Source organism: Streptomyces boncukensis, assembly GCF_011045075.1.
GTDB lineage: Bacteria > Actinomycetota > Actinomycetes > Streptomycetales > Streptomycetaceae > Streptomyces > Streptomyces boncukensis.
Genome location: NZ_JAAKZZ010000087.1, coordinates 1 through 20,402 on the forward strand (window position 1 = coordinate 1; position 20,402 = coordinate 20,402).

A 20,402-nucleotide genomic window follows, 5' to 3' on the forward strand; every position below is an offset into this window, starting at 1 on the left:
GACTTCGGTAACAACGGGACCTCCGGGTTGCTCGCCCCTGGCTCGACACCAAGGGACCTACCCGAGGTCCCGCCCCGCTGTTCGCCCCCTTGACACCGACGCCGCCCACCAAAAGCAACGGTGTTGCACTCGGCGGGACACCATCTGCTGAAGCAGCTCGACCAACAGCCGACCGTACTCGCCAAGTGGGCCGAGACGTGTGGCGGAGCGGCGCTCGGGGTGACGAGGGTCGTCGTCACGGAGAGGCACGACGGCTGACAGAGAGGATGGGTATCCAGAACACGTCGGGTCCGAGGCCAGGCACATATTCTGTGCGTAAATCCGATTGCTGCGATAGCGCGAGCGGGTCGATCTGTAGGGGAACGATAATTTCGCAATCCATGCCGAGCCATCGACTGCCCGGACCGCGAGTGGACGATGGTTGGACGGACGCTTATGGACGGTGCGACCCGAGGGAGAGCAGTCTGGACGCGTAGGCGTGCTCTGATCAGGCGCGTTGTCACTCTGCAGCATCACCGGGCACGAGTCGGAACGAACGCCCGTGGCCTCGCCATGCGTAGGTTGGGGGTTCGACTCCCCAGGCGGCTCGGATTACCCACAGGACTCACTCGCCGTGACCTGGGGTTTTTCAGGTCTGGGGCATGCCGAGCCGCACGACGGGGACGCTGTGGAAGTGCTTGCGTGAGCGAAGGGGCTCCGGGGCGGGCTTCTTCTGCTTGGACTTGGCCTTATAGCGGTAACTGCCCCCGAGGCGCTGTTTCCGCGGCGAGCTGGGCGATTGACTGCTGTCCAGCGGTGAGCGCAACACGAGCGCGGGCTGCCGAGCCCCGAGGACCACATGCCTACTGTGCTACACAGCGTGACCTATCGTTGCTGTGAATAGACAACTCACGGCAAGAAAGGCTGAGACTGGTGTGTCGGGCTACTGGTAATGAGACAATTCGTGTATGCCCAGTTCCCGATGGCCCGGAGCCGCGCAGCGTGACAGCAGTGGCCTCACAGGCGGCAGCGACCCTGCCCTCAACCGGCTGAGGGCAGCACTGGGGGACTGGCGCAGCTCCCTGCTCGATCTCGGGGGCCGCAACCGGCTGCTGAACTTCCGGCATACGAGGACCGCAACCCTGGAGATCACGGCACCCGATGCCTCCACCATGCTGGCTGGCCTTGCCCGTGGCTGGCTCTTCGCTCCCGTTGCGGGTGGTGACCCTGACGAGGGAAGGGTGGGCGGCGAGGAGGGAGAGTGGGAGGCTCCGGGTAGCCGGACGTTCTACGAGTACGCCTCTACCTCCGCAGCCAGCAGCCCCAGTCGGGTCTCCGGCCTGGTGACACAGAAGAACACGCAGGCGAGGCTGGACGCGTCGCTCTACCAACTGCGCCAGAAGTCAGGCCAGATGTACAACGACTACGGCTTGTGGGTGCTCTGGCTCGGTGTCGGCATGGTGGACTGGAAGGAAGAGGGCGCTGAGGAGACGAGTTCCGCTCCGCTGCTGCTGGTACCTGTGGAGCTTCGTCGGGACGGCCGACGGCAGACGCGTCTGCACCTGGCGGAGGGCCAGGACCGGATCCACAACCCCGCGCTTGCGGTCAAGCTGGAACGGCTGGGTGTCGACTGGGCTTCGGTCGCCGACTGCGACGTCGCCGATCCTGCTGCGGTCCTCGCCGCCGCCCAGGAGGTTGTGCGGGCGCAGGACGGCTGGTCGGTGGACGAACGTTTGGTGCTTGGCCTCTTCGCATCGCACAAGGAGGCCATGTACCAGGACCTCCAGCAGAACGAGGAGCGCATCCTCGCACACCCGCTGGTCCGGGCCGTCGGCCTCGGTCCTGACGCGGGGCTGCCCGACGATCTGATTGGTTTCGAGCCGCCTGAGCTCGACCGCATCGACGAGATCCAGTTGCCGGAGCGGACGCCGCTCGTGCTTGACGCGGACTCCTCGCAGCGGCAGTGCATTGCGGCCGCACTGGACGGCCGTACCTTCGTGATGAGCGGGCCGCCCGGCACGGGTAAGAGTCAGACGATCACCAACATGATCGCCGCGCTCATGCACGCCGGCCGTTCTGTCCTCTTCGTCAGTGAGAAGGCCGCAGCGCTCGACGTGGTCCGCAACAGGTTGCGAGGTGTCGGCCTCGAGGACTTCGTGATGGCCCTGCACAGCGGTGACACCAGCAAGAAGGCTGTGGCGACGGAGCTCGAACGGGTGTTGACCACCGAGGTACGGATCACAGGCGCAGCCGAACACGAACTTGACCGGGCGCGTCGGCTGCGCGAGGAACTGTCGGCCTACGCGACGGCGATGAACCAGATCCGCGAACCCCTCGGCCGTTCTCTCCACGATGTCCTGGGCCGCCTGGTCCTCCTGGAGCGGGCGGACACCCCGCAGCTCACCCTCGGCGCCAGGAGCACCACGACGGTCCGGCAGCTTGGCGCCGGGCAGCTCCGGGCGCTCTGGGAAGCGGCCAGTGCCGTCAGCCGTTCCTGGCGCCCGGCAGCGGAAGGTGATGCGTTCGTCTGGCGCGGGCTGAAGGGGGCTTCCGCCCCCGCCACGGTTCTCGCCGAGGCTGCTGACGCGCTCGGGGATCTGTGCACGGCTGCCCAGCGTCGCCCGTTCGCGGCCACGACCCCCGAACCGCGTACCGTGCACGACGTGCGGCAGGCCGTACGGATGCTGGAAGCGGGCCTGCCCGACGGGAACCTGGACACGGTCAGCAGCGGACTGCCGGGTGACCTCGCCGGAAGCCTCACCCAGCTGGCCGAGCTGTTCGGACTGCCCAAGCCGGAAACAGCCCAGGCCGCGTTCGGCCTACTGGAACTTGCTGATCTGGCCTCCGAGGCGATGCGGCCGCCTGCGCGATGGTTCGACGAGGAAGGGCTTCGCGAGGCACATCGAGCGGCTGAGGAGTTGCGGGATGCGCTCGCCGCCTGTGCGGCGGCCCGTGCAGTAGCGGGGGACCTCTTCGGCGAACAGGTGCTGGAGGCCGAAGAGCTGCCCGCCCTGGTCAACAGGTTCACGGGACAGCACCGGGGCGTGTTCGCGCGTCTGTCCGGCCAGTACCGGGAGGATCGCGGGGCGGCGGCCGCGCTCACGCACAACGGTGCCTGGGACAAGACGCTGCCCCAGCGTCTGAACGACGCCCTGGCCTGGCAGATCACTGTGGCCGATGTCGTTCGGCTGGCCTCACACCACGAGGAGGCGCTGTGCGGCTACGTTCCCCACGACGAGGACGAACTGCCCACCTTGGACGCCGTGCTGGCTGTGGCGGATCGCATCGCGGAACTCACGCGCGGGCTCGCGCACCGGGACCGCCTCGCAGCCCGCCTGGCCGACGGCACCGAGCCTGACCCGCTGCCGGGGATGTTGGCCCGTGGCATTCGCGGTGCGCTGGTCAGCTGGTGTGAGGCGGCCACGCTCCGTGCCGAGCGCTGGTCCGAGTCCTCGACCGCACTGCACGACCTCTTCGAGGAGCCCCGCCAGGTTGAGCTGTCTTTCGCCCTGCTCGGCACCTTCGATCAGGCCCAGCAGGCCGTCGACGAACTCCGGGCAGATCCGCGCGGCCCGGAGGAATGGCTGGCGTACCGCTCCGGCCTGGACGTTCTGGCCCGTCACGGTGTAGACGAACTCGTCCCGCGTTCCGTCGAACGAGGCGTCCCGCCCGAGCGGTTGCCTGAGATTGTGGAGCAGGCGGTGCTGAAATGCTGGGCCGACGACCTTCTGGCCACGGACACCCGGCTCGCCACCACCCGCTCCGCGGACTTGGACGCCCGGGTGGCGGATTTCCAGGAGGCCGACCGCCGACTGGTCGAGGCTGCGAGCGGAGCCGTGATCGAGGTGTGCAACAAGCGCCGACCGCGCCGGTTCAGCGGCGGGGCGGCCGCGGTGATCAAGCGGCAGGCGGAGCTGAAGCGACGCCATATGCCGGTGCGGGAACTGCTCGACCGCACCCGCGAAGTCGTCCCGCTGATCAAGCCGTGCTTCATGATGAGCCCGTTGACGGTGAGCCAGTTCCTTCCCGCCGATTATCACTTCGATGTGGTTATCTTTGACGAGGCATCACAGGTCCGCCCGGCCGATGCCGTCAACTGCGTATATCGGGCAGACTCTCTGATCGTGGCCGGCGACGAGAAGCAGCTGCCGCCCACCTCATTCTTCGACGTCGCGGTTGAGGACGACTCCGACGAGTATGACGAACACGTACCCGACGCCTTCGAGTCGCTGCTGCACGCCTGTAAGGCGGGCGCTCTGCGAGAGCTGCCCCTGCGCTGGCACTACCGCAGCCGTCACGAAGACCTGATCACATTCAGCAACAGGTCCTTCTACAACAACTCCATGGTGACCTTCCCGGGAGCGCTGGACCACGGCAGCGACATCGGCATCGAGTTCTTCCACACACAGGGCGTGTACGATCGCGGCGGCCGACACGACAACCTCGCGGAGGCAGAGTTCGTCGCCCGGCGGGTCATCCATCACTTCGACACCCGCCCCAGCCGCACCCTGGGCGTCGTCGCCCTCTCCCAGGCCCAGGCGGCAGCCATCGACCAGGCCGTCCAGCAGGCCCGGCTGCTCCGCCCCGACCTGGACCACTGCTTCACCGAGGACCGGCTCGACGGGTTCTTCATCAAGAACCTCGAATCCGTCCAGGGCGACGAACGCGACGTCATGATCATGTCGATCGGGTACGGTCCCGACGAGCATGGCAAGTTCGGTACGCACTTCGGGCCGATCAATAAGGGCGGCGGCTGGCGGCGCCTCAACGTCGCCGCCACCCGGGCGCGCTTCCGTATGGAGGTCGTCGCGTCCTTCCGGGGCAGCGGCCTGGCCAACAGCGCGAACGAGAGCGTTCAGCACCTCAAGCGGTATCTTGAGTACGCCGAGAACGGCCACGCCGTCCTCACGCAGGACGTGACACAGGCCGACGCCGAGCCGGACAGTCCCTTCGAGGAGTCGGTCCTGCAGGTGCTGCGCGACTGGGGCTACCGGGTGCAGCCGCAGGTCGGCGTCGCCGGATACCGCATCGACATCGGCGTGCGCCATCCGGAGTTCCCTGGCACCTACGCACTCGGCATCGAGTGCGACGGCGCGATGTACCACTCGTCCAGGACGGCTCGGGACCGCGACCGGCTTCGGGAGGAGGTGCTCACCGGGCTGGGCTGGCGGCTGCACCGCATCTGGGGCACTGACTGGTATCGCGGTAGGGCTGCCGCCGAGCTGAGACTGCGTGAGGCGGTCGAGCTGGCGGTCGCGCGGGGACCTATGTCGGGCTCCGCCTCGACGGATCCTAGGACGGGCCCGACGGTGGCCGCCGACGACAAGTTAGGGGACGCCTCGGGCGTCGGGACGGCTTCGCCGCTCTCCGGCGTGTCTGCCGCGCCTGGCGCCCCGGGGCCGAGGGACCGTACGACTCCGACCGAAGCCGTTGACCATGAGCGTCTTCCGGTTGACACCGAGCCCGACCGGCCGTGGAGCTCTCTTTACGAGGCATGCGACATGGCCGTGACCTCACCGTACGAACTGCACACCCAGGAGGCCCGGGCCGTGCTGCGCAAACTCATGACCAGGGTCATCGAGGTCGAGGGCCCCGTCCACGAAGAGCTGTTGGTGCAACGCGCCAAAGAGGCGTGGGGCGTGGCCCGGGCGGGTAGCAGGATCCGCGACAACGTACGGGAAGTAGTGCGCGGTCTCGTCCGTTCGGGTCAGGTCACCGGCGATGGCTACTTCCTGAACGTGGCAGGTAGGGAAGAGCTGCATGCCCGCGTTCCAGGAGAGGGCGTCACACCTCGCAAGGCCGCGCACATCGCTCCGGTTGAACGGCAGCTGGCGCTGTACGAACTTGCCGCGGAGTGCCCGGGCATGTCGCGGGACGAACTGGTCAGGCACACCGGCGAGTTCTTCGGCTGGCGCCGCATGGGCCGGGACATCCGCAGCTTCCTGGACTCAGACATCGACGAACTGCACCGCCGGGGCAGGCTGAGGGAAGCGAACGGGCACATCACGGTGGCTGGGTGACGTTATGGCCGGGGCGGCTGTTGGAGACCGGTCGATGCGCTCGTAGGACGGTATGCATTGACGCTGCTCAGCACCATCCGGGATGATCTTGTAGGCGCCCCGCATGCGTAAGTTTCGGGCTCGGATCCCGAAGGCGGCTCCGAGAACTCCAGGTCAGATAGTCGCTGAACTGGGTTTCTGTCGCTCGGGGCATGGCGTGACCCGCGGCCGGAGTGCTGTGGGATGGCTTGCGTGAGCGATGTGTGGGTCACTGTTGTCGTTCCGATCTCGAGGGCTGGGTGTCGAACGGGAGTATCGATCGGGTGGTCGCGGCTGGCTCCAGGCGTCGAGGCAGGGTCTCTCGGTAGCTCGAAGGTTGCTTACGCCACGAGTTGCCCGGGAGACCCTGTTGCCGCAGTTGTACGTGCTCACGCCGGTGGGGTTCAACTCGGCTGCTCCGTCGTGTGATTGCGTTGCTCACCGGTTCGGGAATGCGGCCGATCACCTGGAACGTGTTCGGCGTCATTCGTCGGATATGACGGACGCGGAGTGGGCCCAGGTCCGGCCGATGCTGCCGGTGCCGGGCCAGCTGCGGGGGCGGGAAGGGCGGCCGGAAGCGTACGGTCACCGGGCGATACGGGACGCGGTGCGCCACCTGGTCGACAACGGCATCAAGTGCGGGTGATACCGGCCGATCTCCCGCCGTGGGGCCGGGTGTATGCGTTCTTCCGCCGCTGGCGGGAGAACGCCTTGGTCAGGGAGTTCCACGGCCGGCTGCACGGCCGGGTCCGCGAGCAGGCGGGGCGCGGGATGCGGAGCCGACGGCCGGCGGGATCGTCTCGCAGTTGATCACGGCGGACGCCGTCGTCGGCGCCGACAGCCGCGGCTTCGACGGCGGCAAGCTGATCATCGGGCGCAAGCGGCACGTCGTGGCCGACACGCTCGGCCTGCTGTGGGGTGTGATGGTCACGAGCGCGGATGTCGGCGATCGTGCTGCCGCGAAGGTGCTGCTCGCCCTGGTCCTGGCGATCGTCGAGCGCAGCGACGTGGGTTCGTGGTGCTGCCCAAGCCCCGCACCACCAGCGCCGAGGCGATGGTCTCCTGGTCGAGGACCATGGTCATGACCCGCCGTCCGACCCGCTCACGCCCCGCGCGAACGTGAACCGGCCCGCCGCGGGCTCGGCCAGCCGGCCCCGCGCGACCAGGCGTTTCGCCTTCGAGCGCAGTGCCACCCTGGCCAACACCACGTCCATGCCGAACGACGCAGCCATCTCCTGGCAGGTCAGCGGACCTTGACCAAGCCGGGCCCGGGCCGCGAGGACCTTGAGGATGCGCTGGTAGTCCGCCGACAGTGCCGTCCAGGCCAGCCCCTGGTGCCACACCGGAACCTGCGACTTCGGCTTCGCCGCCTCCCGGTGCGCCGAAAGCGTCTCCGCATCCCACGGACGGTCGGCGGCCTCCGTGCCGGCGGTGGTGCCGCTGTCCGGGGCCAGCACCGTCTCGACCCACCCGCGGGCGATCGCCCACTCCTGCTCGGCAGCGGCCAGCTCGGCCTGAATGCGATCGACTTCCTCCCGCAGTTCGTCGACCCGACGGCGAGCAGCGAGCTCGTGCTGTTCCAGCAGTCCGCCCACCGACGGCATTCACGGCCTCCGGGGAAACGACAACCCGACGGGCCACCACTCCCACGGAATCGCCGTTCCTATCCCCGACCAGCGGAAACCCAACGATCACGCCCGGAAAGACAACAGCTTCTCAATTTGACGAGCGCTGCGGTATGATGACGACTGCGTCCGGTCGCAGAGGACCGGGAGCCGTGATGACGCTCTGACAATGGAACCTCGGCCATTGAGCGTCGGCTCACGGGTGTGAAGCACGCTCATTCTGAGCACAGCTGTAAGCTTGATATTTGGCGTGCCACTCAATCGTCGACCCGGGGCGACGAGAGAGGTGTGAGCATGTCCAATTCGCGTCAGAAGCGAGCTGCGCGTACCCGGATGTCGTTCTCCGGGGAACGCTATGAGGCTGCACTTTCCGGTATTTCCCGTCAGTTTAGCCACGGACTCGACTCATGCACTCCCGAACAACGAGAGCTCCGTGCTCTCTTGGCTCTCGGTCTATTTAATCGAGGCGATGAGGGTGAGTCTCCGAAGTCGTGGACGATTAGCACCCTGACTTGGTACACCATTACGGTTTCGCCGCGCTGGAATCGATTGGTATTCATCGCAGATGCTCCGAGGAACGTTGCGCAGTATCTCGTCCCAAACGATGAAGATTACCTGCGGGTTCCTGGGGTTCGCCTTAAGGGCGGTGTCCTTGGTTCGCTGTATGTACTGGAGCACCGCCCTACAGGGGCGCAACTTGTAGTCACTGATCGGTCGAGTGGTCAAGTGGCTGGCAATCTGAGTACCGCGGATCACCGTATGCTGTCGCTCAATACTCCCCTGTTGCCCGCAGAGGAGCGACAGCTTGCGGCTCTGCCAGGTATGTCCGAAGCGGCGCAAACCTTACTTGCGGGCATCGCGATGAGGATGTCCATGGCTGACCCGGCTCGACGCTGGGCTACGGGCAACTGGTATTGGGATCCGCTGCAGCGCATGGATCACACCGAGGTCGAGGGCTACGACGACCCCAGCGTCGGCTCTGGGGAGAAGGCGACGAATGGGAGGTCCAATGGACTGGATACCCTCACGTGCAGGACGTAGCGTTCGCATTGACTGATTCTACTATCGGAGTGCGCGGTGCGAAACTCGCCGCGCGACGACGTGAATATGAGGTGACCCTGAAGGATTCGGTACTCAGGATTCGACGCTAGGTCTGAATCGGATCAACGAGCCGAAAATCCTTCTCGCTTGGAGACCTGCCGAATCATGATTGAGGTCCCTCAAAATGTGCTCGAAGGAATGCCATGGTGGGTGGTCCTACTTCTGGTTTTCCTCTTCTTTCTCCCGCTTGCCCTGGCACGGTTGCTCATACCAAAGGACTCGCGGTGTCTCTATATGTGGTGGGTGGCTTGGTGAGAGCACCGGCGGAAGCGCGCTGCTATACGGCAGCAGGATCGGGAACGACGCCCTCCGTCTTGATATGAGGATGTGATCGGCCTCGGCCAGTGAGTTCTTCGAGTACGGGCGTATCGCAGGGGCCGAGGCTGTGGTGGAAGACAACGGTGTTCGGCCTTCGGCCAGCCGGTGCCCTCCCGGCTCGGCCTGACCCGCTGGCTGCTGCGTCTGCGGTGCACGCCCGACGCGGCGGGTGCCATCGCCAGCGCCCTGGCCCGGCGCCCGGACGTCAGCTGGGTCACGCTCGCCTCCGGCGGTACGGAGATCTACTGCGCGCTGAACGCCCGTAACGCTGATGAGCGCGACGCCCATCTGCTGCAGCAGCTGTCCCGCACCCGGCACGTCCGCTCCGTCAGTGCGCACTGCATGATGCGGATCTTCGTCGGCGACACCTCCACGCGGCACGCCAGCCGCTTCCGGACCGGCAGGGCGCCCTGCGTGGCGGATTCCGGCAGCCGTCGCGCCCCGCTGCCCTTGGACGACACCGACCGCACCCTGTTCGCAGAGCTGGCCCGGGACGGCCGCGCGACCCTGCCCGAGCTCGCCGTGGCCACCGGCCGCTCGCCCTCCGGCATCCAGCGCCGCCTCCAGCGTCTGAGCAGCGAGGGAGCGTTGATGTTCGCCGTCGACTTCGACCCACGGCTGCTCGGTGACCACATGAGCACTCGGCTGTGGCTGCGAGTGGCCCCGGCCCACCTGCGCACCGTCGGCGAGGCCCTGGTCACCCACCCCGAGATCCCGTTCGCGGCCGCCGTCACCGGCACCTCCAACCTGGTGGCGAGCGGCATCTTCCGGGACCCCTACGACCTGTATGAGTACATCGACCAGCGAGTGGGTCCGCTGCCCGGCGTTCAGGACATCGAGACCGCCCCGACCCTGCGGGAGGTCAAGCGCGTCGCTCCAGCGACTTCTTTCGGGGCGTGGGGGGCGTGGGGGGCGTGAGGAGGATGAGAACCGCCTGGCGCCGTGTCCGGAGCGACGACGGTCTGCTCAGCGTGGCGACCGAGCGGGCGCATGTTGTATCTGTTCGGCGTTCCGGGGGTAGATTGGTAAACGAGTCCCCTTGAGGGAGGCCGGTACGATGCCGTGGTTCGTATGGCTGCTCGCCGCCGCGGCGCTCGGGGCTGCCGAGTTTTTCACTCTGACGCTGGTCTTCGGGCTGCTGGCGGGCGCTGCGCTGGTTGCCGCCGTCGTCGCCGGTGTGGGCATCGGCCTCCTCGGCCAGCTGGTGGCCCTCGGGGTGGCAGCGGCAGCGGGCCTCGTCGTCGTCCGTCCTGTCGCACTGCGGCATATGGTGCAGCCGCCCCTCACCCGAGAGGGCAGCGATGCGTTGATCGGCAAGCGGGCCGAGGTCATACGGGAGGTCACCGCGACCGGCGGCCTGATCAAACTCTCCGGCGAGGACTGGTCCGCCCGTGCCCTCGATGAAAGCCAGGTGATCCCGGTGGGCGCGCTGGTGGATGTCATGGAGATCGAAGGCGCTACAGCCATCGTCTATCCCCGGGAACTCCTTCCATGAATGGCTGAACACACGGCAAGGGAGGAACTGTGGACCCGCTTGTCATCCTGATCCTCGTGGCGGCGATTGTCGTCGTCTTCCTCGTGGCCTCCACTGTGCGGATCGTCCCCCAGGCGCGCCGCTACAACATCGAGCGGTTCGGCCGGTACCGCCGGACCCTGCAACCCGGGCTGAACCTCGTCCTGCCGGTGGCGGACCGCATCAACACCAAACTCGACGTGCGCGAGCAGGTGTACTCGTCCGATCCCAAGCCGGTGATCACCGAGGACAACCTCGTGGTGAATATCGACACCGTGCTCTACTACCAGATCACCGACCCGCGAGCGGCGGCCTACGAGGTCTCCAGTTTCCTGCAGGCCATCGATCAGCTCACCGTGACCACGCTGCGGAACGTCATCGGCAGCATGGATCTGGAGGGGACGCTCACCTCGCGAGAGGAGATCAACAACCGGCTCCGCGCCGTCCTCGACGATGCCACGGGGAAGTGGGGTATCCGGGTCAACCGCGTCGAGATCAAGGCCATCGATCCGCCGAACACCATCAAGGAGGCGATGGAGAAGCAGATGCGGGCCGAGCGCGACAAGCGCGCGGCCATCCTGCACGCCGAAGGGGAGCGGCAGGCCAAGGTCCTCACCGCGGAAGGCACGAAGCAGAAGGACATTCTGGAAGCACAGGGCACGCAGCAAGCCATGATCTTGCGCGCTGACGGCGAGGCCAAGGCCGTGGAGCGGGTCTTCCAGGCCGTCCACCGCAACAACGCCGACCCGAAGATCCTGGCCTACAAGTACTTGGAGACGCTTCCCCACTTGGCGCAGAGCGACAACAACACGTTCTGGGTGATCCCCGGGGAGCTGACCGAGGCGGTGCGCACCGTCACCAGCGCGTTCGGTGAACAGCCGACGACGGGTCCTCCCCAGCCCGCGCCATCCGCGGAAGCCGCCGTGACCGGGGCCGACGGCATGCCGGACAAGGGCGGGACGCCGCAGGAGCCCGAAGCGGACTCGCAGCTTTCGCTCGACGCCGACGAGGCCGCGAAGCAGGCAGCCGCCGCGGTGACCGAGGCCAAGGCCGAGGCCGAGGCCGCGCGGTCGCGCCCGACGCCGGGCAGGGGGCAGACGTCCGGCGACTGAGCCCGCCCCGGCCTTCGGCGGGAACGGCGGGCGGCCGGGCGAAGCGCCGGACGAAGCGCCGGGTGATTCGCTGAGCCGGGGGGCACGTTCCCCTCCGGTCCCGGTCCCGGTCCCGGCACCGGGACCGGGGAGGTGCTGCTGTGTTGTCTCTGCGTCTACGGTTGCCTGGAGGGTCCGGCTGGAGGCGCGGAGGTGGAATGGAAGGCGCGAGAAGTGAGTATCCGTCGAACGAGCTGTCGGGCTCGGTCACGGGGCCTGTCGTGCAGGCGGGGCCGGTTCACGGCGGCATTTCCTTCCAGGTGCAGCCGCAGCCGGTGACCGGTCCGGATGTCAAACCCGATCAGGTACCGGCCACGACGGTGCCGTTCGTCAACCGGGAGAGCGATCTCGCCTGGCTGGACGAGCGGTTCGGCGGTGGCGGCGCGGCCGGCTCGGGGGTGGAGGTCGGGGTCGTCTACGGGCTGCGCGGTCTGGGGAAGTCCTCAGTGGTGAGCCGTTGGGCAGAGCGCTGTCGCGAACGCTTCCCGGACGGGCAGATCTATGTGGACTTCGCCCCGAGCGCGGGCCGTTCGGGGGGCGGGGACGTCTCCGACGCGGTGTGGAGGTGCCTGCGCGCGCTGGGGGTGGGCGAGAGGGCCATTCCTGCCGCGCTGGAGGACCGGCGCGCCCTGTTCCGGTCGCGCTCGGCGGGCCGCCGACTGCTGATCGTATGCGAGAACGTCAGTGACTCGGGGCAGGTCAGAGCGCTGGTGCCGAAGGGGAGGGGAAGTGCCCTGCTGGCCACCAGCCACGGCCGGATCGGCGAACTCGCCTACGACGGCTATGGGTTGCTCGCGCTGGGGCCCTTCGACCGCCGCAGCGGCCTGGCGCTGCTGGCCGACAGGTGCGGGGCCGCGGCGGTGGCGGAGGACCCGCAGGCGGCGGCCAGGCTCGTCGAACTGTGCGGCGGCCACCCCCAGGCGCTGAGCGTCCTGGCTGCCAGACTGGTGAACAGCCCCAGGCTCACCATGTCGCGGCTGGCTGACGAGCTCGCGCAGGAGACCGGCAGGATGGCGGCGTTGAGCGTGGGTGCGGGAGAGGAGTACTCCGTGTCCGCCGCCTTCGACCTCGCCTACGACGAGCTCGCCCCGGATGCCGCCAGGATGTACCGCATGGCCGGACTGATCCCGGGCCGGGCGTTCGACGCCGCGACGGCGGCCGTGGCGGCCGGTACCGACCGGCGGTCGGCCGAGTCGCTGCTGGACGCGCTTGAGGCGGCCCGGCTCGTGGAGGCCCTGGAGGACGACCGGTACCGCTTTCACGAACTGGCGCGCCTCCACGCCCGCGAGCGCGCGGCTGCCGAGGAGCCGCAGGAGGCGCGGCGAGCCGTGCTCGAACGGGTGGCCACGCACTACCTCGTGCTCACCGCGCAGGCCGATCGGGCCCTGGGCGAGGACCGGCTGCGCATCGCGGACCTGACCGGCTTCCTGCCGGACGCGTGCGGCCCCTTCGGGGCCGGGGACGCGCCGCTGTCCGCGCTGGACTGGCTGGAGGCCGAACACCTCGCCATCCTCGCGGTGCTCCGTGACGGCTCGGACGCGGGCTTGCACACCCTCGTCTGGCAGCTGGCCGAAGCGTTCACCGTGCTGTTCTTCCGGCACCGCCATCTGGCCGTGTGGGAGGAAGCACTCAGGCTCGGCGCCGGCGCCGCGGCCGCGTGTGCGGTGCCCGCGGCGGAGGCGCGGCTGCGGAGCCTGCTGTCCAGGCCGCTGATGGACCTGGAGAGGTTCCCGGCGGCGCGTACGGAACTGGATGCGGCCATGGCCTGTGCCCAGGTCTCGGGCGATGCGGTACTGAGCGCGTCGGTGCTGGAGTTCGACGGGCGCTACTGGGACCGGTTCGACGTCGAGCGCGCCATCGCCGCGTACCGGAGATCGGCCGAGCTCAACAGGCAGGCGGACGAGCGTCGGGGCGAGGCCATCGCCACCTACTTCCTGGGGTGCGCGCTGGACGCTCGCGGGGAACACGCCGCCGCGCTGGAGACGCTGCACCGGGCACACCGGGCTCTGCTGGCGTGCCAGGACCACAGGATGGCGGCCCGCGCGCTGCTGGCGCGCGGCCGGGCACTGGCGCACCGGGGCGACACGGCGGCGGCGAAGGCCGCGCTCGGCGAGGCGGCCGGCGTCCTCCGCGAGCAGCGCGCGGAACACTACGAAGCGCAGGCGCGCGAAGAGTTGGCCAGGGTCCTCCACAGCGAGCGGGAGCACCCGGCCGCCGTGCGTGCCGAGGTGGCCCGTGCCGCTGAGATCTACGAAGCGGAAGGGCACCCGGCCGCAGCCGGGATGCGGGACTGGCTCGACCGCCTGGCCGGAGAGGGATGACGGAGCCGCAGGCGGGGGAGCAGCGGGCCGCGCTCAGTCAGCACCGGTCGCTCCCCCGGTGGAGGACGGCGGCCGGACCCGCAGGGCGACGTCCACCTCTCGGTCCGCGCCGGTCCGCAGCGCGACGACCGCGGGGCCCAGGGGGAGGCCGGCGCGCAGACAGGTATAGACCAGTGCTGTCAGCGGGCCCGCTCCCGGGTCCGGGCCCGTGGGCGCCGCTTCCACCACGCGCCCGTCCCGGAGGCCGACCAGGCAGCCGCCTCCGCGTATCCGTGCCGCCGCGAGCAGGCTGCCGGGGAAGCGGGACAGCGTCCCGGCGATCCAGCGCAGCGCTGCGGCGGCCGGAATCCCCCCGGGTTCGCGGCAGAGCAGCACGGAAGCGCTCTCGGTCAGCCGGGTGTCGCGCTCGTCTTCCGCGCAGCACAGATGATGGAAGCCGGCCGGCCCCTCGCCCTCGGTCCGGGCCACAGCGGCCGGATGGCGGCGCACCTCGACGGTCGGCGGGTCCGCGTCCCGGGCGACCGAGGTGGTGACGACCCAGGAGGTGACGGGGAGCGGCTCCGACTCCGGGGCCGCGGGTGCCAGGACCGGAGCGGCGGGGGCGGCGGGCTCTCCCAGGCCCAGCAGGTCGTACACGAGGGCGCGCAGCCTGGTCAGCGCCTGTCCCGACTCCGCGAAGGCCAGGGCCGCGACGTCGTCGTACCGGTGCGGATCATGGCGGGTGAGGGCCGGCTCGATGACCCGTTCCGGGCTGTCCTGTGTACGCAGCCGGGGCGCCCGCCGGCCCAGTGCCGCCACCGCCGTGCCGGGTACCGCGTCGCCGCCGAAGGCGCCCAGTACGACGGGCTTGCCCAGCGCCGCCCCGTACAGAGTGACCGATCCGTGATCGCCGACCACGACCGAGGCCGCGACGAGGGCCGACCGCCACTCCCGAAACGGCGGGATCAGTATCAGCCCCGCCTCCAGCGCCGCGGCCTGGAGTGTACGGATCTGCCACTCGCCGTGCGCCGACCACACATGGGGGTGGAGGATGGCGGCCACGCGGTACTCGTCGTACGGCAGGGCTTCCAGCAGCCGCGCAGGCAGCTGCGGTTGCCGACCGAGCAGCGAGGTGGAGCCCCAGGTGGAGCTCAGGACGACGAGGCGCCGCCCGTCCGGCACGCCGAGCGCACGCCGGAACCGCGCGGCCTGTCCGAGCCCCGCGCGCAGTTCGTCGAAGCACGGGTCTCCGACCAGCACGGTGCGCTCGGCGGCCTCCGGATGGGACTCCTGGAGCTGCCTGTGCTGGTGCGGGTGGGAGATGGTCAGCCAGGCGCGGCCCGACTTCAGGAGCCGATCGCCCACGACCCCCGACAGCCGGGTTCCGGGCGAGCGGGAGTCCGGGACGAACTTCTGGAAGCCCACACCGTGCGGCAGCACCAGGACCGGGTAGTCGCCCTGCGGAGGGTCGATGTTCTCGCTCGCGGAGAGGAGCAAGTCGGGGGCGAGGGCGGTGAGGCGGTCCCAGGGGAGGACCCGGCAGCCGGCGTCGTGGAGTACGTCGAGGACGCCCTCGCTGAAGGCGGAGGTGGGGTCGTAGGCGAAGACAACGGCCACCCGGCTGTCGCCGCGCAGCAGCGAGGGCAGGCACTCCAGCACGCGGATGGTCGACACGAGGGTCCGCGCCGCTACGGCCAGGGTCTTCTCGCTGCGGAGGGTGTTCCAGCGCGCGGCGTCGTCCCGTATGGCGAGGGGCGGCGGCCGGTCAGCCGGCATGGCTGCCCCCGAGCACCGCGCATGCGGCATCCGCTACGCGGCTCGCGGCTCGCGGCTCGCGGCTCGCGGCTCGCGGCTCGCGGCTCGCGGCTCGCGGCTCGCGGCTCGCGGCTCGCGGCTCGCGGCTCGCGGCTCGCGGCTCGCGGCTCGCGGCTCGCGGCTCGCGGCGATGATGGGACTATCAGGCCCCAAGATGGCTTGCAACCTTTCGGCGGGTCGTTCAGCTGGGCGGATCGGTAAACGGTAGCGAACGGAGCCGGGGACCGTTGACGTCGGGGCGACGGAGTCCTACGGTTCTGTCCACTTACATGAACGTTCTTCATGCGAAGGAACGGCACCCCATGATCGATACGAAGATCGCCGACGTCCGGGTGACCCCGATCCTCATCGCCGACCCGGCCCTGCTCAATGTGCAGGGCGTGCACCAGCCCTACACCCCGCGCCTGATCGTCGAGGTCGTCACCGAAGGCGGGCTCGTCGGCGTCGGTGAGACCCTCGGCGATTCCACGTATGTGAACATCGCTCGCCAGCTGTCCCCGATCGTCCGGGGCCGCAGCACCACCGAGTCCAACCTGCTGCCCGCGCTCGCCGCGGCCGGTGCCGACGTGGACGTGGACGCGCTGAGCTCCGCCACCGACACCGCCGGCTTCCGCGGGGCGCAGACCGAGGACAAGCTGCGCCTCAGCGTCATCTCCGCCTTCGAGGTGGCGATGTTCGACGCACTCGGCAAGGCGACCGGCCTCCCGGTGCACGCGCTGCTCGGCGGCAAGGTGCGGGACAGCGTCGAGTACAGCGGCTACCTCTTCTACAAGTGGGCCGAGCACCCGCAGGCCGGGGCGCCGGGCGACGACTGGGGCGCGGCGCTGGACCCGGCCGGCATCGTCGAGCAGGCCAGGCGCTTCCGCCGGGACTGCGGCTTCACCTCGTTCAAGCTCAAGGGCGGCGTCTTCCCGCCGGACGAGGAGGCCGCCGCCGTCAGGGCGCTCGCCGAGGAGTTCCCCGGCAGCCCGCTGCGGCTCGACCCCAACGGCGGCTGGACGGTGCACACGAGCGTGGCGGTCGCCAGGGAGCTGGACGGCGTCCTGGAGTACCTGGAGGACCCGACCAACGGCACGCCCGGCATGGCCGAGGTCGCCGCGGCCACGGGGATGCCGCTGGCCACCAACATGTGCGTCACGCGCGTCGACGAGATCCAGGAGGCGTTCACGCGGGGCGCCGTCCAGGTCGTGCTCTCGGACCACCACTTCTGGGGCGGCCTGCAGCGCACCCGCGAACTCGCCGCGATCTGCGGCGCCTTCGGCGTCGGGGTGTCCATGCACTCCAACACCCACCTCGGTATATCGCTGGCGGCCATGACGCAGGTGGCGGCGACCATCCCGCATATCGGGTACGCCTGCGACAGCCACCGCCCCTGGCAGACGGACGACGTCATCACGGCGCCGCACCGCTTCACGGACGGAAGGATCGAGGTCACCGACGTCCCCGGCCTCGGCGTCGAGCTCGACCGCGACCAGCTCGCCCGGCTCCACGAGCGCTGGGAGCGCATGCCGGACATGCGTGACCGGGACGACGAGAAGGGCATGCGCCTCGTCGACCCGGACTGGCGGCCGCACGGCTCGCCGCGCTGGTGACCGCCGCACGGCGCCCGGGACCGTCGCCGGGCCGTTGCCGTGCCGTCGCCGGCCGCGGCGGGTCTTCGGGTCGCGGTCACAAGCTGTCCGCAGGCGCTGCGAGGGTGGGCTCCGTGTGGACCGGCGCCGCTGTCGGCGTGCGGTGCCTGGACGAGCCGGAGGAGAGGGCGCAGCAGTGCGGATGCGGATGTGGGTGCGGATGTGGGTGCGGGCGCGGCTACGGACGGCGGGGGTGGCGCGGTGACCGTTCTCGGACTCCGGGCGCTGGGCCGTGCGACGCTGGCCCGGCAGTGGCTGCTCGACCCCGCCGACGTGCCCGTGCCCGGCGCCGTCGCGCATCTGGGCGGGATCCAGGCGCAGGAGCCGCAGGAGCCGTTCGTCGGACTCTGGTCGCGGCTGCGGGCGTTCGATCCGGCGGTGCTCTCGGAGCTGCTGGTGCGGCGGACGGTGGTGCGGACGCATCTGATGCGCCGCACCGTCCATCTCGTCACCGCCGACGACGTGCTGGCGTGGCGGGCCCGGCACACCGCCATGCTGCGGCAGCGGACGCTGGGGCCCTACCGCCGCGCGCTCGACGGCGTGGACCTCGACGAGCTCGCCGAGGCGGCGCGTGCGGCGATGGCCGACGGCGAGCCGCGCACGGTGCGCGAGCTCGGGCGGGAGGTCGCCGGGCGGTGGCCGGGTTCGGGGCTGGAGGAGCGCGCGGTGGGGGAGATGGCGCTCGCCCTCGTCCCGGCGGTGCAGCAGCCGCCGCGCGGGCTGTGGCGGACGGGGGGCGGGGCGCGACACGTCCTGCTCTCGGCCTGGCTGGGGCGCGAGGCGGACCCTCCGGCGCCGGACGGCTCCGACCCCGTGGGGCAGGCCCTGGTACGGCGCTACCTCGCCGCGTTCGGGCCCGCGGCGGCGGCCGATCTGCGGGCCTGGTGCGGCCTCGCCGGACTGCCGGGCGCGGTCGCCGCGCTCCGCGAGGAGCTGGTCACCTTCCGGGACGAGCGCGGCCGGACCCTGCTGGACCTCCCGGACGCGCCGCGCCCGGACCCCGACACGCCGGCCCCGGTGCGGTTCCTGCCGGCGTTCGACAACGCGATCCTCGGATACGACGACCGCCGCCGGATCATCGACGACGCGCACCGCGGGCTCTCCGTCGCGGGCGAGCGGGTGGTCCTGGTCGACGGGCGGGTCGCCGCGACGTGGCGCGTCGAGGACGGCACCGTGCGGGTCACCCCGCTGGGGCGGCTGCCCCGGGCCGACCGCACCGCCGTCGGCGAGCAGGGGCGGGCGCTGGCGGCGTTCCTCTCCGACGGCGCGAGCGAGCGGGTCCGGGTGGATTCGTGAGCGGGCCGCGCCGCCGCTGTGGTCGTGCGCGCAGCTCCCCGCGCCCCTGCGGGGAACCGCGCGCCCTCTCCGGCGGGAGGCCGACCGTCAGTCCGCCGGGGCCAGCTTGATACTGAAGTGGCGGAGGATCGGCGACTGGTCGACCACGCGGTAGCCGTGCACGGAGTCGGCGTTCTTGGCGATGTGCTCCAGCGTGCGGGCCACATGGTCGTAGTGGCTGCGGGTGTAGACCCGGCGCGGCAGGGCCAGCCGGACGAGCTCGTAGGGGGCGCTCTTGACCGGGTTGCCGTCCTCGTCCTCCTCGCCGAGGTAGAGCGAGCCCAGCTCCGCCGAGCGGATGCCTCCGTCGAGGTAGAGCCGGCAGGCGAGGGCGTGGCCGGGATAGCGGTGCGGCGGTACGTGGGGCAGGAGCCGTCCGGCGTTGAGGTAGAGGGCGTGCAGCCCGGCGGGCTCGACGATGTCGACGCCGACGGCGCGGATCCGCTGCGCCAGGTGGGCCGCGATGTCCGCGCGCTCCGCCAGATAGCCGGGTTCGGTGACCTCCGTGAGGCCCTGGGCCAGCATGTCGAGGTCGCGTCCGGCGAGGCCGCCGTAGGTGGAGAAGCCCTCCGTGGCGATGAGCAGGCGCTCGCACTTCTGGGCGAGCTCGGTGTCGTTGAGGCCGATGAAGCCGCCGATGTGGACGATGCCGTCCTTCTTGGCGCTCATCACGCAGCCGTCGGCCAGCCGGAACGCCTCCTCGGCGACCTGGCGCGGCGTACGGTCCTGGTAGCCGGGCTCGCGGCGGGTGACCAGCCAGGCGTTCTCGGCGAACCGGGCGGCGTCCAGGATCAGCGGGACGCGGTGCAGGCGGCACAGCTCGGCCGTGCGCCGGAGGTTCTCCATGGAGACTGGCTGACCGCCGCCGCCGTTGTTGGTGACGGTCATCACCACGGCGGCCACCGGTGAGCCGGGCGTCGCGGTCTCCAGCGCGTCGCGGAGCGCGTCCAGGTCGATGTCGCCCTTGAAGGGCTGATCGCTGTCGAGGTCGGCCGCCTGCGGGCACGGCAGGTCGCGGGCCGTGCAGCCGGCCAGCTCCACGTTGGCGCGCGTGGTGTCGAAGTGGGTGTTGGACAGCACCGTGCTGCCGGGGGAGAGCAGCGACGAGAACAGGACGCGTTCGGCCGCGCGCCCCTGGTGGACCGGGAGGATGTGCGCGTAGCCGGTCAGATCGCTGACGGTCTCGTGGAAGCGGTAGAAGGAGCGCGAGCCGGCGTAGGACTCGTCCCCGGCCATGCCCGCGGCGAGCTGGGCGGCGGAGAGCGCGCCGGTGCCGGAGTCGCTCAGCAGATCGATGGTGACCTCGTCGGCGCGCAGGTCGAAGAGGTTGTAGGAGACCCGCCGCAGGGCCTCCTGACGCTGCTGCGGGGTGGTCAGGGCGAGGGGCTCGACGACTTTGATGCGGTACGGCTCCACTGGAGTGACGCTCCTGGCTGTTGAGGGGTTACCGCGTGGCCGCGGTCTGACGTGGGGGACGGGCCTCGTATGCCTCCGAGGAGAGGTAGACGGTCACGCGGTGCCGTCGGCCGCGCTCCAGGGCGAGCGCCAGATACGCGATCAGCCCGGTGCCGTCCCGGGGGCTGCGGGGGGTGAGGG

Annotated in this window: 13 protein-coding genes; 10 read left to right on the plus strand and 3 right to left on the minus strand. The window is 70.0% G+C overall.

The window, feature by feature from the left end; genetic code table 11:
• The first annotated feature begins 120 nt into the window (after nucleotides 1–120).
• The 4 genes from G5C65_RS11370 (at nucleotide 121) to G5C65_RS11385 (ending at nucleotide 7,102) form a co-directional block, all read left to right on the plus strand.
• Complete coding sequence (locus G5C65_RS11370) at nucleotides 121–258, plus strand: hypothetical protein (RefSeq protein WP_165298641.1); 138 nt, start codon at nucleotides 121–123, stop codon at nucleotides 256–258.
• Nucleotides 259–947: 689 nt separating this feature from the next.
• Nucleotides 948–5,999: a DUF3320 domain-containing protein gene (locus tag G5C65_RS11375; protein ID WP_165298642.1), complete on the plus strand. Its 5,052-nt coding sequence runs from the start codon at nucleotides 948–950 to the stop codon at nucleotides 5,997–5,999.
• Nucleotides 6,000–6,513: 514 nt separating this feature from the next.
• The gene (locus tag G5C65_RS39145) at nucleotides 6,514–6,663 is read left to right on the plus strand and encodes a transposase (protein ID WP_241265718.1); all 150 of its coding nucleotides are present in this window, start codon (nucleotides 6,514–6,516) and stop codon (nucleotides 6,661–6,663) included.
• A 160-nt stretch (nucleotides 6,664–6,823) separates the two neighbouring features.
• Nucleotides 6,824–7,102 (plus strand): transposase, encoded by a 279-nt coding sequence (locus G5C65_RS11385; protein WP_165298643.1) that lies wholly within the window; start codon nucleotides 6,824–6,826, stop codon nucleotides 7,100–7,102.
• Here the strand turns inward: G5C65_RS11385 and G5C65_RS11390 are convergent.
• Entirely contained in the window at nucleotides 7,097–7,621 is a 525-nt protein-coding gene (locus tag G5C65_RS11390; protein WP_165298644.1) for a hypothetical protein, read from the minus strand. The two genes, G5C65_RS11385 and G5C65_RS11390, sit on opposite strands and share 6 nt — an antisense overlap.
• A 1,545-nt stretch (nucleotides 7,622–9,166) precedes the next feature.
• Between G5C65_RS11390 and G5C65_RS11395 the strand changes: the two genes are divergently transcribed.
• The 4 genes from G5C65_RS11395 to G5C65_RS11410 all read left to right on the plus strand — a co-directional run bounded on the left by G5C65_RS11395 (nucleotide 9,167) and on the right by G5C65_RS11410 (nucleotide 14,046).
• Nucleotides 9,167–9,979: an Lrp/AsnC ligand binding domain-containing protein gene (locus tag G5C65_RS11395; RefSeq protein WP_165298645.1), complete on the plus strand. Its 813-nt coding sequence runs from the start codon at nucleotides 9,167–9,169 to the stop codon at nucleotides 9,977–9,979.
• A 139-nt stretch (nucleotides 9,980–10,118) separates the two neighbouring features.
• Nucleotides 10,119–10,556: an NfeD family protein gene (locus tag G5C65_RS11400; protein WP_165298646.1), complete on the plus strand. Its 438-nt coding sequence runs from the start codon at nucleotides 10,119–10,121 to the stop codon at nucleotides 10,554–10,556.
• Between the two features lie 29 nt (nucleotides 10,557–10,585).
• Nucleotides 10,586–11,686: an SPFH domain-containing protein gene (locus G5C65_RS11405; protein WP_165298647.1), complete on the plus strand. Its 1,101-nt coding sequence runs from the start codon at nucleotides 10,586–10,588 to the stop codon at nucleotides 11,684–11,686.
• 197 nt (nucleotides 11,687–11,883) lie between these two features.
• Nucleotides 11,884–14,046 carry a hypothetical protein gene (locus G5C65_RS11410; RefSeq protein ID WP_165298648.1) on the plus strand — a complete coding sequence of 721 codons (2,163 nt, stop codon included), beginning with the start codon at nucleotides 11,884–11,886 and terminating at the stop codon, nucleotides 14,044–14,046.
• 33 nt (nucleotides 14,047–14,079) lie between these two features.
• Here G5C65_RS11410 and G5C65_RS11415 read toward each other — a convergent pair whose 3' ends face one another.
• On the minus strand, nucleotides 14,080–15,801 hold the full coding sequence (locus tag G5C65_RS11415) for a hypothetical protein (protein WP_165298649.1): 1,722 nt from the start codon (nucleotides 15,799–15,801) through the stop codon (nucleotides 14,080–14,082).
• 341 nt (nucleotides 15,802–16,142) lie between these two features.
• Between G5C65_RS11415 and G5C65_RS11420 the strand changes: the two genes are divergently transcribed.
• Together G5C65_RS11420 and G5C65_RS11425 are read left to right on the plus strand one after the other, a co-directional pair.
• Nucleotides 16,143–17,432: a glucarate dehydratase family protein gene (locus G5C65_RS11420; protein ID WP_206441629.1), complete on the plus strand. Its 1,290-nt coding sequence runs from the start codon at nucleotides 16,143–16,145 to the stop codon at nucleotides 17,430–17,432.
• Between the two features lie 240 nt (nucleotides 17,433–17,672).
• Entirely contained in the window at nucleotides 17,673–18,767 is a 1,095-nt protein-coding gene (locus G5C65_RS11425; protein WP_165298650.1) for a DNA glycosylase AlkZ-like family protein, read from the plus strand.
• Nucleotides 18,768–18,854: 87 nt separating this feature from the next.
• On the opposite strand, the gene G5C65_RS11430 is transcribed toward G5C65_RS11425, so the two are convergent.
• Entirely contained in the window at nucleotides 18,855–20,222 is a 1,368-nt protein-coding gene (locus G5C65_RS11430; protein WP_165298651.1) for a tryptophanase, read from the minus strand.
• Between the last annotated feature and the right edge of the window lie 180 nt (nucleotides 20,223–20,402).